Below are 17,693 nucleotides of genomic sequence, written 5' to 3'. Positions count from 1 at the left end.
GCTGCGAGAACGATATAACCTGGAGAGCACGTATGAGTCTGGCGCTGAAAAATTTGCTGACATTGTTAAATCTGGAAAAAATTGAAGAAGGACTCTTTCGGGGCCAAAGTGAAGACTTAGGGTTACGTCAGGTTTTTGGGGGACAGGTTGTCGGTCAGGCGCTGTATGCCGCAAAGGAAACCGTACCAGAAGAGCGTCTGGTCCATTCCTTTCACAGCTACTTTTTACGCCCCGGCGATAGCCAAAAGCCCATCATCTATGATGTAGAAGTCCTGCGTGATGGTAACAGCTTCAGCGCACGCCGCGTTGCCGCAATCCAGAATGGTAAACCTATTTTTTACATGACAGCCTCTTTCCAGGCGCCGGAAGACGGATTTGAACATCAGAAAACCATGCCGGATGCGCCGAGTCCCGATGAGCTTAAATCAGAAACAGAAATTGCCCGCTCAGTGGCGCATTTGCTGCCGCCGCTGTTGAAAGAAAAATTTATCAACGATCGTCCATTGGAAGTGCGTCCGGTTGAATTTCATAACCCCTTAAAAGGTCACGTCGCACCTCCGGCGCGCCAGGTTTGGATCCGCGCAAATGGCGAGCTGCAGGACGATCTGCGCGTCCATCAATATCTGCTGGGTTATGCTTCAGACCTGAACTTCCTGCCTGTTGCGCTGCAGCCGTACGGAATTGGTTTCCTGGAAAAAGGGATTCAGATCGCCACCATTGACCACTCCATGTGGTTCCATCGTCCGTTCAATATCAATGAGTGGTTGTTGTATAACGTCGAGAGTACTTCGGCCTCCGGTGCCCGGGGTTTTGTACGCGGGGAGTTTTATACGCAGGACGGCGTGCTGGTCGCCTCTACCGTGCAGGAAGGGGTAATGCGTAATCGTAATTGAGAATTACCGGATGGCGGCGCAAAAGCGTTGCCATCCGGCAGATTGAAACATCAAGCGTTGTAAGCGTTCTCGCCGTGGCTGTTCACATCCAGACCTTCGCGTTCCTGCTCTTCCGGTACACGCAGACCCACCGTCATATCCGCCAGCTTATAGCCAATGAAAGCCACCACACCGGACCAGACGATGGTAATCGCCACGCTTTCCAGTTGCACCAGCAGCTGATGCCCCATGGTCACGCCCTCGGCAAAGCCCACGCCGCCCAGAGAGCTGGCAGCGAACACCCCGGTCAGGATGCAGCCGACAATGCCGCACACGCCGTGCACGCCAAACACATCACACGGATCGTCCACGCGCAGAATACGCTTCAGGATGGTCACACCCCACAGGCCAGCCAGTCCCGCAACGACACCAATAATCAACGCGCCGCCGACACCAATATAGCCACATGCCGGTGTTACCCCCACCAGACCCGCAATAGCGCCAGAACACGCGCCCAGCAGAGACGGTTTGCCACGCAGCGCCCATTCACCGAAGATCCATCCGAGGATGGCTGCGGCGGTGGCGACCACGGTATTGACGAAGGCCAGTGCAGCAATCTCATTCGCCGTTCCCGCTGAACCGGCGTTAAAGCCAAACCAACCAATATAGAGAATAGCGGTACCGGTGAAGACCATCGGCAGGTTATGCGGTTTAAAGGCTTCTTTGCCAAAACCGACGCGTTTGCCAATCAGATACGCCCCAACCAGACCGGCAATCGCCGCGTTGATATGCACGACTGTTCCGCCGGCAAAATCCAACGCACCGTGGGAAGCCAGCAAGCCGCCGCCCCAGACCATATGGGCAATCGGTATATACGACAACGTTAACCATACCACTACAAAAATCAGCACCGCAGAGAAGCGAATACGTTCAGCCAGCGCCCCAACAATCAGCCCAACGGTGATGCAGGCGAAAGAACCCTGAAAAGCAACGTGAATGTACTGGTAGAAGCTCCCCGTGACCGCCGTCAGCGCGATGTTCTTCAGCAATACCCAGTTGAAGTTGCCGAAGAAATTATTCCCTTCGCCAAATGCCAGTGAGTAGCCATAAACCACCCATAGAATACAAACCAGAGCGAATGTCACCGTCACCTGAGTCAGCATCGACAGCACGTTCTTACCGCGAATCAAACCGCCGTAGAACAACGCAATGCCAGGGATAGTCATAAACAGCACCAGCGCGGTACAGATCATCATAAAAGCGTTATCTGCTTTATCCGCAACCGCCGGTGCCGCCATTGCCAGTCCCGGCAGTAGCGCCAGTGAAGCAATACCTGTTTTCATCGTTGCTATCTTCATTTTTTGGTTTCCTATCACTGTGTGCCAGAAGTTACAGTGCGGCTTCGTCGGCTTCGCCGGTACGAATACGAATCACACGTTGCAGCTCGGCGACGAAGATTTTGCCGTCGCCAATTTTTCCGGTGTATGCCGCTTTACTGATGACATCAATCACGCCATCCAGTTGGTCGTCGGCAATCGCCACATCAATCTTCACCTTTGGCAGAAAATTGACGCTATATTCAGCCCCACGGTACAGCTCAGCATGACCTTTCTGTCGGCCAAAGCCCTTCACTTCGGTGACGGTCAGCCCCTGAATACCAATAGACGACAGTGCTTCACGGACGTCTTCCAGTTTGAACGGTTTGATTACCACGGTAACCAGCTTCATAGATCCCCTCCAGTCAGAATTCAGTAGTGGCTGCAGATACACGAGAGGAATATTGCAAGGGGTGTGCCAGGAATGAAAAACGCGGAATAATTCAGGCTTGCAGGGTATTGCTGGGGGAGAAAAAGAAAAAACGCACTATGACGGTGCATAGTGCGTTACATTTTTGCACCAGATTGTTGATTGCCGGATGGCGGCGTAAACGCCTTATCCGGCCTACAAAACCGCGTTGACCGTAGGCCTGATAAGCGCAGCGCCATCAGGCGATAACCGAATCCTCATGTGCGCTGGCCGCCAGCTCTTCACCCGCCAGTTGCAGCTGATACATCTGCCAGTAACGGCCCTGCGCCGCCAGTAGTTGCTGGTGCGTACCACGCTCAACCGCCTGCCCGCGATGCAGCACCAGAATGGTATCCGCATCGACAATTGTCGATAACCGATGTGCAATCACCACCAGCGTGGTGTGTTCACGTACCGCCGCCAGCGCGTGCTGAATGGCCTGTTCAGTACCGGAATCAATACTGGCCGTGGCTTCATCAAGGATCAGTACCTGCGGCGTTTCCACCAATACCCGCGCCAGCGCCAGCAGCTGTTTCTGCCCAACGGAGAGATTATTGCCCTGCTCGCCCAGCCGGGTATGGATCCCCTCGCTCAGCCCCCGCGCCAGTGCTGCCAGTTGCACAGTCTCCAGAGCCTGCCATACCCGCTCTTCTGAGATATCACGACCCAGCGTGACGTTTGCCAGGAAGGTATCCGCCATCACCACCGGATCCTGCTGCACCATCGCGATGCCCTGACGTAACGCACTGTGGCTCAGAGAAGACAGCGGACGTCCGTCAAGGCGGATTTCGCCCTGCGTCAACGGGTAGTAACCCATCAGCAGACTGGCCAGCGTACTTTTGCCGCTACCGGTGTGTCCGACCAAGGCTACAAAGCTGCGCGAAGGCACGGACAGACTGATGTTTTGCAGCACCAGATTGTCGTCACGATAGGCAAATGAAACGTTATCCACCTCAATGTCCCCGCTCTTCAGCGGTCGATCATCGTCACCATAGCGCTGACGAGGCCCGTCCATCAGTTCGAACACTCGCTCGCCGGCGACAACCGCCTGCTGCAGCATGGATTGCTGGGTGGTCAGCTCGATCAGCGGTTCGTTCAAACGGCCGAGGTAGCTGATAAACGCGTACAGCACGCCAACCTCAATGGAGCTGCCAGAGGTAAAGCTGAACAACATCAGCAAACCGCAGAGGATCAGCGCCGAGAAAAGGCTCAGCAGCGGGCGCAGCAAAAAGCCATCCAGTCGCAGGGTTTGCATACGCGCCATATAGTGCGAGCGGCTGGCCTCCCCCATTCTCTCGCCAAATCGCGCCTGCTGGCGGAACTGCTGGATAACGCTCATGCCGTTGATGACTTCGTTAAAGCCATCGTTAATATCCGCCAGATAAGCGCGCACCCGACGCACAATCGGGGTGCTGTAGCGTTGATAAATCACCATCACCACCATCACCGCCGGGAAAATGGCCATCGCCACCAGCGCCATACGCCACTCGAGGCTGAACATCGCCACCAGCATGGCACCGATTAAGGCCGCGCTGCGCAGAACCGTTGCGACCACCGTCACGTACAGGTCGCGAATAACTTCGGTGTCATTGGTCACACGTGAGATAAGCTGCCCGACGGGCTGAGTATCAAAGGCGCTGAGCGGCTGGCGCAGCGCAGCGTCCATTACGTCAGTGCGTAACTGTTGTACGACGCCAACCGCCGCCTGGTTAAACAACAACGACTGCGCGTAATGCAGGCCTGCCGCCAGCAGTTGCAGACCGACATAGGCCGCAACCAGCCCGACAACCATCGCCAACGGCAGATTGTTCTTCGCCACCATGTTATCGATAAAATAGCTAATCAACAGCGGACCGCTGACTTCCGCCGCAGCCGCCACCCACAGCATAACTACCGCAATCACCAACTGTTTTCGCCATGGTGAACCATACGCCAGCAATCTTTTCAGGGTCGGCCATAGTTGCCCAAAACTACGCATTAGCCGCCTCCTCGTTTATTTCTGGCGCATCAGACAGTGCCGCTTCCAGTTGCTGATAGCGGTACATATCGCGATACCAGCCGGGCTGTTGCACTAAAGATTCATGCTCACCGCGCTGGGCAATATGCCCATGCTGCATCACGATAATCTCGTTGGCTTCCGTCAGAGCCGATAAACGGTGGGCGCTGATAATCACGGTTCTGCCTTCGCCCCACTGACGCAGGTTATGCAGGATCTGATGCTCGGTACGACCATCTACCGCCGATAACGCATCATCCAGAATCAGGATTTCAGCATTCAGCAGTAGCGCTCGGGCGATAGAAATACGCTGTTTTTGTCCACCAGACAGCATCACCCCACGTTCGCCCACTTCGGTGTCATAGCCCTGAGGAAGACGTAGAATATCTTCATGAACGCTGGCAAGGCGCGCCACATGCTCGATCTCTGCCTGGGTGGCCTGCGGGCGTCCTAAGGCGATGTTATTGCCGACCGTATCCGAGAACAAGAAAGGTGTCTGGCTGACCACTGCCAGACGGCTACGCCAGCTATCCAGCTGCAAGCGCGTTAACGGGATATCATGAAAGCGCACATCGCCCTCGGTGATATCAAAATGACGTTGGATCAGCGACAGCACCGTACTTTTCCCCGCGCCGGTTGGGCCACAGATGCCCAGCATCTGCCCTGGTTTAAGCCGAAAATTCACATTTTCCAGCGCCGGGTGGGTGGTTTGTGGGTAACAAAATTCGCGAATCGCCACCGCCAGCTCGCCGCGTCCTTCCGGCACCAGTTCAGTACCGTCATCCACTACCGGCGCTTCTGCCAGCATGGCGCGAATTCGGCTATACGCGGCGCTGCCACGCTCGACGATGTTAAACATCCATGCCAGCGCCAGCATCGGCCAAATCATCAGACCGAGATACATCATAAAGCTGGTGAGCTGGCCGAGCGTCAGCGAACCGTGCACCACCATCCAGCTTCCCCCGGCAATCGCCAGCAGGTTAGCCATCCCAATGGCGATATAAATCGTGGGATCAAAGCGAGCGTCAATGCGCGCCACGCGCAGGTTTTTCTTACCTGTATCTTCAGCATCAGCGGCAAATAATGCCGACTGCCGATCCTCCAGACCAAAGGCCTTGATCATACGAATACTGGTCAGGCTTTCCTGAGTACGATCGTTGAGGCTGGAAAACGCCGCCTGCGCCAGCTTAAAGCGGTTATGGAGTCGATCACCGTAACGTTTGATCATTATCGCCATCACCGGCATCGGCAGCAGCGCAATCAACGTAAGTTGCCAGCTTATCTGCGTTGACATCACGATCAGCACCGCACATCCCATGACCAGCGAATCTACCAGCGTCAGTACGCCTTCCCCGGCGGCGAATACCACGCGGTCAACATCGTTAGTTGCACGCGCCATCAGATCGCCCGTGCGGTGACGCAGATAAAACTCTGGATGCTGACGACTCAACTGACGGTAATAATCTTCCCGCAGCTCAACTGCCAGTTGGTAGGATGCGCCAAACAGCAGCACGCGCCAGACATAGCGCAGTAAATAAACCACCACGGCGATCAGAGCAATGGTTCCCACCCACATCAGCAGCCGCTCGGTGGTGAAGCGTTGTGTCGTTACGCCATCCACAATGATCCCCACCACTTTCGGCGGAATAAGCTGAAGGATAGCGATGATGATAAGCAGGGCCACCGCCCCGAGGTAGCGACGCCACTCCCGGCGGAAGTACCAGCTTAATTGAGCAAATAATCGCACGCGTTATGTCCTGACAAAATTTCCGGCAATAAGCGCCGGGAGAATTATTCAATAGGGAGAGCAGTTGTGTATTTAATCTGTTCCATGGCAAAGCTGGAGGTGACGTCAGACAGGCCCGGTACGCTGTTCACCAGGCGCTTATAAAATTCATCGTAGCTTTTCATATCAGCGACCTGCACTCGCATCAGGTAATCATACTCCCCTGCCATACGCCAGAACCCCAGAACCTCGGGCATTCCGGTCACTTCAGTGACAAAGCGGCAATACCATTCGCTGCTGTGATGCTGAGTTTTGATCAGCACAAACGCGGTTAAGCCCAGCCCCAGTTTTTCCGGATCCAGCAAGGCGACTCTGCCCAGCAGAACACCGTCATCCTCGAGCCGTTTGAGGCGTTTCCAACAGGGAGTGGTAGTCAGATTAACGGCATCTGCTAACGCCTGCAAAGAAAGGGTGCAGTCCTGTTGCAGTAAGCCAAGCAGCTTACGGTCAATTTTGTCTAGCATATCCACTCCACAGAGAAGAATTTTCTACTTACATTCTATTTTAAAGGCTAAATGGCAACAATTTTTTCCGTGCTTTTCGCTATTCTGGGCACAAAATGACAAATGGATATTTATTAATGATGAATAGCTCCTGGGTTAAAAACGCCATCAATGAAATCAACGCGGATTATCAGCGTTCTGCAGATACACATCTCATTCGTCTGTCGCTACCGGCGTTTCCGGGCATTCAGATCTATTTAAAAGATGAGAGCACGCATCCGACCGGGAGCCTGAAGCATCGTCTGGCGCGCTCACTGTTTCTGTACGGATTGTGCAATGGCTGGATCAAAGAAGGCACCACCATCATTGAATCATCGTCCGGTTCAACGGCGGTATCTGAGGCTTATTTCGCTCGACTGTTAGGGCTGCCGTTTATTGCCGTCATGCCTTCCTGTACGGCGAAACGTAAAGTTGAACAGATTGAATTTTACGGCGGTCGCTGTCATTTCGTGCAAAGCGCCTGCGAAATCTACGCAGCCTCTGAACAATTGGCGCGTGAACTGAACGGTCATTACATGGACCAGTTCACTTATGCTGAGCGCGCCACCGACTGGCGTGGCAATAATAATATTGCCGACAGCATCTTTCGTCAGATGCAGTGCGAGCCCAATCCCGTTCCCCGCCATATCGTGATGAGCGCTGGCACCGGCGGCACCTCAGCAACCATTGGCCGCTATATCCGCTGTCAGGGCTACGATACTCGCCTGATGGTAGTGGATCCGGAGAATTCGGTTTTTCTGCCCTTCTGGCAGGATCGCGATGCGACATTGCGCAGCCCGGTAGGAAGCAAAATTGAAGGTATCGGGCGTCCGCGCGTAGAACCCTCTTTCATTCCTGACGTGGTCGATGAAATGCTGCGCGTGCCGGATGCCGCCAGCGTGGCTACCGCGCACTGGCTGGAAACGCAGTTGGGTCGTAAAGTCGGCGCCTCAACCGGCACCAACATGTGGGGAACGCTGCAACTTGCCGCGCGCATGCGCAATGCCGGAGAAACCGGTTCACTGGTGACGCTGCTCTGCGACAGCGGTGAACGCTATCTGGAAACCTACTACAACCCGCAATGGGTTGACGCACACATCGGTGATTTAACGCCGTGGAAAGCGGAACTTGCCCAGTTGCTGAATACACACTAAGCAGACAAAAAAAAGCCAGACGCGAAGTCTGGCTTGCTGGAAGGGATCTCTCATTCGGGGGAATAAGGTAGATGCGGATTGTCCAGCCAATGCGTCAAAAAGTGTGACACCGCCTGATTACGGCAATGTCCAATCACCGATAAATGAGGCAGTTCAGCCATCAGTTGCGGCATTGCGTTACCCATAATCAGGCCGCGCCCAACGCTGCCTAACATTTCGCGATCGTTCATAGCATCGCCAAACGCCATACACTCGGACATTGAATATCCTAAGTGGTCACTCAATACCGCCAGCGCGGATCCTTTGTTACAGCCCAGCGGTAGTACCTCAAGGCAATCAACCGCGGAGAAACAGAGATTCGCCTGTTCTCCCAGCGCTTCATTCAGTTGAATGCGCAACTGGATCAGAGACTCATGATCGCCGCAGAAACAGATCTTCGTTACCTGATGAGCCGGAATACGTTTCACATCGACGATCTGGTAGCGAAATCCGCTATACACATGCGCCTGTAGCAGCGAGGGGATCTCTTGTCCGGTAAACCAACCGTTGTCATTAAAGACATGCATGCTGGCGGTGGTATCCCATTTCTGATGTAACACGATATCCGCAACATTCGGATCCAGATCCTGACGGTGCAACACATCGCCCTCAAGAGAGTGAATGCGCGTGCCGTTACCGGTGATCAAAAAGGCGTCCAATGAAATAGAACCCAAAATGTGGCGCATTTCCAGCACATGGCGGCCAGTGGCAAATGTCAGGGTGATATCGCGTTCACGCAGGCGCGCCAGCGTTGAAAGCGTTTCGTCACCTAAATGGTGATTCGGCATCAAAAGGGTGCCATCCATATCAAATGCAGCCAGACGAGCCATTTCTTTCTCCACACTGTGACGCGGTTAACTTGTGATTCAGTATCACCTGAGATATACGGAAGTAATAGTGAATAGATAAAATGAATTGTTCCGGGTTTATATGAGATTGTTGAATCGCCTGAACCAGTACCAACGCCTGTGGCAGCCTTCGAACGGCGAACCGCAGTCGGTGACCGTCGGGGAACTGGCCGAACGCTGTTTTTGCAGTGAGCGCCACGTGCGTACCCTGCTGAAGCAAGCGCAGGATGCTGGCTGGCTGGAGTGGCACGCCCAGTCTGGGCGTGGGAAACGCGGGCAATTACGCTTTTTGGTGACGCCGGATTCCCTACGCAACACCATGATGGAACAGGCGCTGCAAAAGGGAGAACAGCTTAGCGTGCTGGAACTCGCTCAGTTAGCACCGGGAGAATTAAGAACGTTGCTACAACCGTTTATGGGCGGCCAATGGCAAAACGACACGCCAACCCTGCGTATCCCCTATTATCGCCAGCTTGACCCTTTGCACCCTGGATTTCTCCCCGGTCGCGCGGAGCAACACCTTGCTGGACAAGTTTTCTCTGGCCTGACCCGATTTGACAGCACTACGCAACGTCCCTGTGGAGACTTAGCCCACCACTGGAATATCTCCGCTGACGGCCTGCGCTGGGATTTCTATATTCGTTCCACCCTGCATTGGCATAACGGCGATACGGTAAGCAGCACGCAGCTACATCAACAGTTGCTGAAGCTGTTAGAGTTACCTGCGCTGAATAAGCTATTTATCAGCGTAAAGCGCATTGAGGTGACGCATCCCCAGTGTCTGACCTTTATTCTGCATCGTCCCGACTTCTGGCTGGCACACCGTCTGGCGAGCTACAGCAGTCACCTGGCGCATCCTGAGCACCCGTTTGTGGGTACCGGCCCGTTCCGGTTGACACTGTTTACTCCTGAGCTGGTGCGTATCGAGAGTCATGATCACTACCATCTGAGTCATCCGCTGCTAAAAGCCATTGAATACTGGATAACCCCGCAGCTCTTCTCCCAGGATTTGGGCACCAGCTGCCGCCATCCGGTGCAAATTGCGATTGGTAAACCCGAAGAGTTACCTATGCTAAGCCAGGTAAGCAGCGGCATCAGCCTTGGTTTTTGCTATCTCACACTCAGAAAAAGCGCGCGCCTGAATACGCAGCAGGCTCGTCGACTGGTCGATATTATCCACCGTTCTTCCCTGCTACAAACGCTTGAAGTGGATGAAAATCTGATCACGCCAAGCAATGCACTGCTGCCCGGATGGAGTATCCCGCAATGGGATGAACTCGACGAGGTAGCATTACCGGAAAAGCTGACGCTGGCTTATCATCTGCCGGTAGAACTTCACGCTATGGCTGAACAGCTTTGCCATGCGTTGGCTCTGCTCGGCTGTGAATTAACGCTTATTTTTCATAATGCTAAAAACTGGGATGGCAATCATCCCCTAGCCCAGGCCGACCTGATGATGGGCGACAGGCTGATTGGTGAAGCACCTGAATATACTCTCGAACAGTGGTTGCGCTGCGATCAGCTCTGGTCACATGTATTGAATGCGCCAGCATACACACATTTGCAAACGACCCTGGATGCCCTACAAATCCAGGCCGATGAGGACGATCGCCACGCGGCTTTACAACAAGTTTTCGCCACGCTAATGCATGACGCTACCCTGACGCCACTGTTCAATTATCACTATCGCATCAGCGCGCCACCAGGGGTGAACGGCGTACGCCTGAATCCTCGTGGCTGGTTCGAATTTACCGAAGCCTGGTTGCCACCTCCTTCAGCGTGAAGAAGCTGGTCGGCGACACGCCCAGGCGCTACCATAAGGGCTTCGTTATTTTGTCAGGAAAAGCCATGAAACGTGCCGTTGTTGTATTCAGTGGAGGTCAGGACTCCACGACTTGTCTGGCGCAAGCGCTGCATCAGTATGATGAAGTGCACTGCGTGACCTTTGATTATGGTCAGCGCCATCGCGCTGAGATTGATGTCGCACGTGACCTGGCCTTAAAACTTGGCGCACGCGCGCACAAAGTGCTTGATGTCACGCTGCTCAGTGAACTGGCTGTCAGCAGCCTGACCCGCGATAATATTCCGGTACCCGATTACGAACCGGATGCGAACGGCATTCCCAATACCTTTGTGCCAGGACGCAATATTCTGTTCTTAACGCTGGCAGCGATTTACGCGTACCAGGTGCAGGCAGAGGCAGTCATTACCGGCGTTTGTGAAACGGATTTCTCTGGATACCCGGACTGTCGCGATGAGTTCGTCAAAGCCCTGAACCATGCCGTAAGCCTGGGGATGGCGAAAGATATTCGCTTTGAAACCCCACTGATGTGGATCGATAAAGCCGAAACCTGGGCGCTGGCTGATTACTGGGGCAAGCTGGACCTGGTACGCGAAGAAACACTAACTTGCTATAACGGCATCAAAGGTGACGGTTGCGGTCACTGTGCGGCGTGTAATCTGCGTGCCAACGGCCTGAACCATTATCTGGCGGATAAACCGGGAGTGATGGCGGCAATGAAGCAGAAAACCGGCCTGAAATAATTGAGCGAATAGTGCCGGATGGCGGCGTAAACGCCTTATCCGGCCTACCGACAGCATTCATCGTACACAATATCGCCCGTAGGCCTGATAAGCGAAGCGCCATCAGGCAACGTTGAGCTACTGCACCATCTGCTCCAGTTTTTCGCGTAACTCCCCTTCCAGCGGCAGCGCTTTTTGCGTTTTCAAATCAATACAGACGAAGGTAATCAACGCGTCGGCCACTACCTGCCCTTCCGGCTCCAGAGTAATTGTCTGGTTTAACACCCCGCTTTTGCCATTTAGCTGTTGCACCTGACTAGTGATGGTCAGCAGGTCGCTTAGCACCGCTGGACGACGGTAGTTAATATTTATATTCACGACCACAAAAGCGATGTTGTGTGCAGTCATCCATTGAAAGCTGTCGCTGTTTTCCAGACCATCCCAGCGGGCTTCTTCCAAAAACTCGAGATAGCGGGCGTTGTTGACGTGCTGATAGACATCAAGATGAAAACCACGGACTTTGATTTGTGTTTGCATAGCGCAGGAACCTTACGTTTTTATAAGAATATATTCAGGGTAGTGAGGTCATAACTGGTATGACCTCTCTAGTCTGGCAAATTTTCAGCGCTGTGCAAGTTATTAAAGTGTTAAAAATGCCAAATTACGCTCCACCAGCGAACTGCCCATACCCGGCACCTGCTTTAAGTCCTCCACCGTTTTAAACGGTCCGTACTCCTCACGATAGCTCACAATCGCCTGCGCTTTCTTCAGACCGACGCCATTCATGACTCGCGCTAAATCCTCCGCAGAAGCGCTGTTGATGCTTACCCTGGTGCCTTCATCGTCGCTTGCTTTAGCGGGCAGTGTGGCTTTGCTTTGTGCCGCCCCTGAGTTTTCCGCTTTGGTTTGAGTCGCCTGGCTTTTGGCGACAGGCTCAGCCGCCAATGCAGTTTGGGCCATACCAGCGCAGGTCAATGAAAGAGTGATAAGCAGGGCTTTGATTCCATGTTTCATACTGTTTTCTCCTTGTTTGTTAACAGTGGAATCACGATAGCGAGGTGCAGAACGGCAGACAAATAGCAAATATCAGAAATGGAAAAGGCCGCGAAAGCGGCCTTTGGTAGATACAACTTTTTGCAATTTTTTGCGAACTGCCTCGGTTATTGCTGCTGTTCCAGTGCATCACCGATTTTAATTTTTGCGGCTTTACGCAGGTTGCTCATCAGCGCTTCGAAGACAATCTGCGCGTTGTTCTGAGTGATCCCCTGAACCATCGCTTTCTTCTGCGCTTCAGGCATAGAACCGGCTTTCACCTCGTCCAGCGCCAACAGAACAACGTTACCCTGCATGTCGTTCGCTACGCCGTAGCTCGGCTTGTCTTTCGCTGGCAGGCTCAGACCAAAGGCAGCCTGGCTCAACGGATCCTGACCCGTACGGCTCAGCGTTTTTGCCTCGCCAAAGCTCAGACCCGCAGCTTTCATCGCTTCATCACCTTTACCGGCTTTCAAATCCGCCAGCAGTTTATCGGCATCAAGCTTCGCCTGCTGCTCTGCTTTATTGTGCTTAACGAGCGCAGTTACCTGCTCTTTCACTTCAGCCAGTGGCTTCACGGCTTCAGCTTTGTGCTCTGCAATACGCAGCACGAACGCGCGATCGCCATCCACGGTGATGATATCGGAGTTACTGCCAGGTGTACCGTTCTCGCCAACCAGACCACCATTGAAAATGATGTCAGCGACTGGTTTGAAATTCAGTTCTTCCGGCAGGCTGTCACGGCTAAACCAGCCCGTTTCAACCGCTTTCATACCTGCTGCCTGCTCTGCACCCGCCAGAGATTCGTTATCGTTGCTGGCCGCATCGCTGACTTTCTGTTGCAGCGCATAGTAGGCATCCAGCGCTTTTTCCTGCTTCACTTTTGCCGCAATGTCGTCACGGGCTTCGCTCAGCGGTTTAACCTGTGCAGGCTGTACGTCGTCAAGACGCGCAACGAGGAAACCAACGGAAGACTTAATTACGCCAGACAGTTGGCCTTTTTCTTTCAGACCGGCATTTTTCAGCTCATCCGGGGTGGTTGAATCTTCCAGCCATCCCATATCGCCGCCTTTACGGGCAGAGATGATATCGGCAGATTTTTCTTTCGCCAGCGCAGCAAAGTCACCGCCTTTATTCAGCTCGTCCAGTACCGCTTTGGCTTCATCTTCAGTTTTGGTCTGAATGATGCTATAGCGGTTACGCTGCGGCTGAGTGAACTGATCCTGATGCTGGTCATAGTAAGACTGAATATCAGCATCGCTGGCCGTCTCCTGCATAGCAGCAGCATCCAGCTTGATGTAGCTCACGCGGAACTGTTCCGGCGTCATAAAGTTGTTTTTATTCTGCTCGTAGTAGCTGGCAACTTCCTGCTCGGTAACAGACTGCTTCGCGGCCAGTGCGTTAACGTCAATCGTCGCCTCGCGCACGATCCGTTGCTGTGCGACCAGCGCCGCCAGTTCGTCCGTTTCGCCTTTCAGCATAAAGTCCGTACCGGCAACGCCGTTAATCAGCTGCTGGGTAGTAAGCTGATTACGTAATGCCTGAGCGTACTGGTCTGCGGTCATGCCCATCTGATTAACAATTGCGTTATAGCGGTTGTTATCAAATTTACCGTCGACCTGGAAAGCAGGCGTGGCAAAAATAGCCTGTTTAATCTGATCGTCGCTGATGTTGAGCTTAAGCTCGCGGGAATACTGATCCAGCAGCGCTTCGTCAACAAGACGATTCAGCACCTGCTGACGCAGCGTTTTCATGTAACCTTCGTTCGCGGCCAGCTCGGAGTATTGATCGCCCAGCTGTTGCTGCATGCGGTTACGTTCGCTGTTGAACGCATTCTCGAACTGCCCGCGGCTGATCTCCTGGCCATTCACTTTGGCGGCGAAGTTATTGCCCCCGCCAATCAGGTAACCACTCACGCCGGTCAAAATGAACGACACGATAATGATACCGAAAATAATCTTGAGCACGAGACTGTTAGCAGCCGTGCGTAAGCTGTCCATCATGGTGTAACCACACTCCGCTGTAGATGACTATACGCGTTATCTCTAAAGCCGCCTGCGCGTTGACACAACAACGGCGGCAAGGATTTTGAGTATATATGCTTCACGCAGCATAGCGTTTCCTGAACGCTGCGCACAAAGGCCTATTGTGACAAGAAACAGGGGTAATTGTCAGCCCACAACACGTAGAAAGTACCGGAATTACAAATAAAAAAGGCACATCAGTCGATGCGCCCTTGTACTTCGTCACATCCCCAAAGGGGAAATCACTTAGTTTACCGCGTCTTTCAGTGCTTTACCTGCACGGAAGCCCGGTACTTTAGCCGCGGCAATGGTGATCTCTTTACCTGTTTGCGGGTTGCGACCAGTACGGGCAGCACGCTCTTTAACGGCAAAAGTACCAAAACCTACCAGCGCTACGTCATCACCTTCTTTCAGAGATTCGGTAACAGAAGCAATAATTGCATCTAACGCACGTCCAGCCGCAGCTTTAGAGATATCAGCCCCTGCAGCAATTTTGTCGATCAGTTGAGATTTATTCACTCTTCTCTTCCTCTTTATAATTTATATCGCACCTGAATCCTTCAAAGTGCGACCGCGCAGCAGTTATATCAGGCCTGCCATGCCCTTACAACACCCGTTAATGATGGCAAGCCTAATCCGTCATCTAAATTAGCTATACAAAAAAAGGCTGGCAAGCCCGAAATGGCCTGCCAGCCCTGTTTTTATTAATGCTCTTTGCGCGAGGTCACTATTTTGCCGTCACAACCTGCATTCCAGAGGGTTCATTTTGCAACGCAAGAGCCAGAACTTCCTCAATGCGTTTCACCGGATGGATGTCCAGATCGGCAATTACGTTATCCGGAATCTCTTCCAGGTCACGTTTGTTCTCATCAGGAATTAAGACCGTTTTAATACCGCCACGGTGTGCCGCCAGCAGTTTTTCTTTCAAACCACCGATTGGCAGAACCTGACCACGCAGGGTGATCTCGCCGGTCATCGCCACGTCGGCGCGAACCGGGTTACCGGTAAGACAAGAAACCAGCGCGGTACACATGGCAATACCCGCACTTGGGCCATCTTTCGGCGTCGCTCCTTCAGGTACGTGAACGTGAATGTCGCGTTTTTCGTAAAAGTCCGGATTAATACCCAGTTTTTCCGCACGCGCACGTACCACGGTCAGTGCAGCCTGAATAGATTCCTGCATGACTTCACCCAGAGAACCGGTGTAGGTCAGTTTACCTTTACCCGGTACGCAGGCGGTTTCGATGGTCAACAGATCGCCGCCCACTTCCGTCCACGCCAGGCCGGTTACCTGACCAACGCGGTTTTCGTTGTCCGCGCGGCCATAATCAAAGCGCTGTACGCCCAGATAGTCGTGCAGATTATCGCCATTGATCTCGATATGTTTCAGCGACTTGTCGAGCAACAGCTGTTTCACCGCTTTACGGCACAGTTTGGAGATTTCGCGCTCCAGACTACGCACGCCCGCTTCACGGGTGTAGTAACGAATAATGCCTACAATGGCGCTATCGTCGACCGTCAGCTCACCTTTTTTCAGCGCGTTACGCTCAATCTGTTTCGGCAACAGGTGACGTTTTGCAATATTCAGCTTCTCGTCTTCGGTATAACCGGACAGACGGATCACTTCCATACGATCCAGCAACGGCGCCGGAATATTCATGGAGTTAGAGGTCGCAACGAACATCACGTCGCTGAGATCGTAGTCCACTTCCAGGTAGTGATCGCTGAACGCCACGTTCTGCTCTGGATCCAGCACCTCAAGCAGTGCGGAAGCCGGATCGCCACGCATGTCGGAAGACATTTTGTCGATCTCATCAAGCAGGAACAGCGGGTTTTTAACACCCACTTTAGCCATTTTCTGGATCAGTTTACCCGGCATAGAACCGATATAGGTCCGGCGGTGACCGCGAATTTCAGCCTCATCACGCACGCCGCCCAGCGCCATACGGATGTATTTACGCCCGGTCGCCTTGGCGATGGACTGCCCCAGAGAAGTTTTACCTACCCCCGGCGGCCCAACCAGACACAGGATCGGCCCCTTGATTTTATTCACACGGCTTTGGACCGCGAGATACTCAAGGATACGATCTTTGACGCGTTCCAGACCGTAATGGTCGGTATCGAGGATTTCCTGCGCCTGACGCAGGTCTTTTTTGACCTTGCTACGCGCATTCCACGGTACCTGAACCATCCAGTCGATGTAGCCACGCACTACGGTCGCTTCCGCCGACATCGGAGACATCATTTTCAGCTTCTGCAGTTCCGCTTCCGCTTTCTCTTTTGCCTCTTTCGGCATTTTCGCCGCGTCGATCTTACGCTTCAGCGCTTCGTTTTCGTCCGGCGCATCGTCCATCTCGCCGAGCTCTTTCTGAATAGCTTTCATCTGCTCGTTCAGATAGTACTCACGCTGGGATTTTTCCATCTGCTTTTTCACGCGGTTGCGAATGCGTTTCTCAACCTGCAGCAGATCGATTTCAGACTCCATCATCGCCATCAGATATTCCAGACGTTCGTTAACGTCGGACATCTCCAGCACGGACTGTTTGTCAGCCAGCTTCAGCGGCATGTGCGCAGCGATGGTGTCCGCCAGACGTGCAGGATCGTCGATGCTGTTCAGCGACGTCAGCACTTCTGGTGGGATTTTCTTGTTCAGCTTGATGTAACCTTCGAACTGGCTGATAGCAGTACGCACCAGCACTTCCTGTTCGCGCTCATCAATAGCAGGCGAGTCAAGGTACTCTGCTTTCGCAGAGAAATGCTCGCCGTTGTCAGACAGCGCTGAAATACGCGCGCGCTGTAACCCCTCGACCAGCACTTTTACGGTGCCGTCAGGCAGTTTCAGCATCTGCAAAATAGAGGCCACGGTCCCGACGGTGAAAAGATCGTTTACACCCGGCTCATCCGTTGACGCTTCTTTCTGTGCGACCAGCATGATTTTTTTATCATGGTCCATAGCCGCTTCCAGACAACGGATAGATTTTTCCCGCCCTACAAATAAGGGTATGACCATGTGCGGATAAACCACCACATCGCGCAACGGCAATACGGGGATTTCAATGCGTTCAGAACGCTCAGGATTCATAGAGCTCTCTCTTAGTTTAGTTTCCGCCAGGTAATCAGGTGGTACGACTGTGCTTCACACCACCTTTAAC

15 protein-coding genes are annotated in these 17,693 nt (G+C 53.2%); 4 read left to right on the top strand and 11 right to left on the bottom strand.

The window, feature by feature from the left end:
- Positions 1–32 precede the first annotated feature (32 nt).
- Positions 33–893 (top strand): acyl-CoA thioesterase II, encoded by an 861-nt coding sequence (tesB, locus tag SK34_RS12880; protein WP_003835934.1) that lies wholly within the window; start codon positions 33–35, stop codon positions 891–893.
- 50 nt (positions 894–943) lie between these two features.
- On the opposite strand, the gene amtB is transcribed toward tesB, so the two are convergent.
- The 5 genes from amtB to SK34_RS12855 form a co-directional block, all read right to left on the bottom strand.
- Positions 944–2,230, bottom strand: coding sequence for an ammonium transporter AmtB (gene amtB / locus SK34_RS12875; protein ID WP_003835936.1), 1,287 nt, complete (start codon positions 2,228–2,230; stop codon positions 944–946).
- Positions 2,231–2,261: 31 nt separating this feature from the next.
- On the bottom strand, positions 2,262–2,600 hold the full coding sequence (gene glnK / locus SK34_RS12870) for a P-II family nitrogen regulator (RefSeq protein WP_003021657.1): 339 nt from the start codon (positions 2,598–2,600) through the stop codon (positions 2,262–2,264).
- 256 nt (positions 2,601–2,856) lie between these two features.
- Positions 2,857–4,635, bottom strand: coding sequence for a SmdB family multidrug efflux ABC transporter permease/ATP-binding protein (locus SK34_RS12865; RefSeq protein WP_003847566.1), 1,779 nt, complete (start codon positions 4,633–4,635; stop codon positions 2,857–2,859).
- Entirely contained in the window at positions 4,628–6,400 is a 1,773-nt protein-coding gene (locus tag SK34_RS12860) for a SmdA family multidrug ABC transporter permease/ATP-binding protein (protein WP_003835940.1), read from the bottom strand. Before SK34_RS12860 ends, SK34_RS12865 begins: the two co-directional genes overlap by 8 nt.
- A gap of 44 nt (positions 6,401–6,444) precedes the next feature.
- The gene (locus SK34_RS12855) at positions 6,445–6,903 is read right to left on the bottom strand and encodes an Lrp/AsnC family transcriptional regulator (protein WP_003021649.1); all 459 of its coding nucleotides are present in this window, start codon (positions 6,901–6,903) and stop codon (positions 6,445–6,447) included.
- 116 nt (positions 6,904–7,019) lie between these two features.
- Between SK34_RS12855 and SK34_RS12850 the strand changes: the two genes are divergently transcribed.
- Complete coding sequence (locus tag SK34_RS12850; protein ID WP_016149704.1) at positions 7,020–8,075, top strand: PLP-dependent cysteine synthase family protein; 1,056 nt, start codon at positions 7,020–7,022, stop codon at positions 8,073–8,075.
- A 50-nt stretch (positions 8,076–8,125) separates the two neighbouring features.
- On the opposite strand, the gene cof is transcribed toward SK34_RS12850, so the two are convergent.
- A complete protein-coding gene (gene cof / locus SK34_RS12845) occupies positions 8,126–8,944 on the bottom strand; it encodes an HMP-PP phosphatase (protein ID WP_003021643.1) in 819 nt (272 codons plus the stop codon).
- Between the two features lie 100 nt (positions 8,945–9,044).
- Here cof and SK34_RS12840 point away from each other — a divergent pair, with 100 nt between their 5' ends.
- Positions 9,045–10,745: an SgrR family transcriptional regulator gene (locus tag SK34_RS12840; protein WP_032936972.1), complete on the top strand. Its 1,701-nt coding sequence runs from the start codon at positions 9,045–9,047 to the stop codon at positions 10,743–10,745.
- Positions 10,746–10,810: 65 nt separating this feature from the next.
- The gene (queC, locus tag SK34_RS12835) at positions 10,811–11,506 is read left to right on the top strand and encodes a 7-cyano-7-deazaguanine synthase QueC (RefSeq protein ID WP_003835948.1); all 696 of its coding nucleotides are present in this window, start codon (positions 10,811–10,813) and stop codon (positions 11,504–11,506) included.
- A gap of 117 nt (positions 11,507–11,623) precedes the next feature.
- Here queC and fadM read toward each other — a convergent pair whose 3' ends face one another.
- From fadM to lon, 5 genes are all read right to left on the bottom strand, one after another.
- Positions 11,624–12,022 carry a long-chain acyl-CoA thioesterase FadM gene (gene fadM / locus SK34_RS12830; protein WP_003021636.1) on the bottom strand — a complete coding sequence of 133 codons (399 nt, stop codon included), beginning with the start codon at positions 12,020–12,022 and terminating at the stop codon, positions 11,624–11,626.
- A 102-nt stretch (positions 12,023–12,124) separates the two neighbouring features.
- The gene (locus SK34_RS12825) at positions 12,125–12,499 is read right to left on the bottom strand and encodes a helix-hairpin-helix domain-containing protein (RefSeq protein ID WP_003835951.1); all 375 of its coding nucleotides are present in this window, start codon (positions 12,497–12,499) and stop codon (positions 12,125–12,127) included.
- 146 nt (positions 12,500–12,645) lie between these two features.
- A complete protein-coding gene (gene ppiD, locus SK34_RS12820; RefSeq protein ID WP_016149702.1) occupies positions 12,646–14,520 on the bottom strand; it encodes a peptidylprolyl isomerase in 1,875 nt (624 codons plus the stop codon).
- A gap of 267 nt (positions 14,521–14,787) precedes the next feature.
- On the bottom strand, positions 14,788–15,078 hold the full coding sequence (gene hupB, locus SK34_RS12815) for a nucleoid-associated protein HU-beta (protein ID WP_219352570.1): 291 nt from the start codon (positions 15,076–15,078) through the stop codon (positions 14,788–14,790).
- Positions 15,079–15,268: 190 nt separating this feature from the next.
- Complete coding sequence (gene lon, locus SK34_RS12810; RefSeq protein WP_003021627.1) at positions 15,269–17,623, bottom strand: endopeptidase La; 2,355 nt, start codon at positions 17,621–17,623, stop codon at positions 15,269–15,271.
- Between the last annotated feature and the right edge of the window lie 70 nt (positions 17,624–17,693).

This window comes from Citrobacter sp. MGH104 (assembly GCF_001034485.1).
Lineage (GTDB): Bacteria > Pseudomonadota > Gammaproteobacteria > Enterobacterales > Enterobacteriaceae > Citrobacter > Citrobacter freundii.
This window is presented reverse-complemented; position numbering and strand designations above follow the sequence as displayed.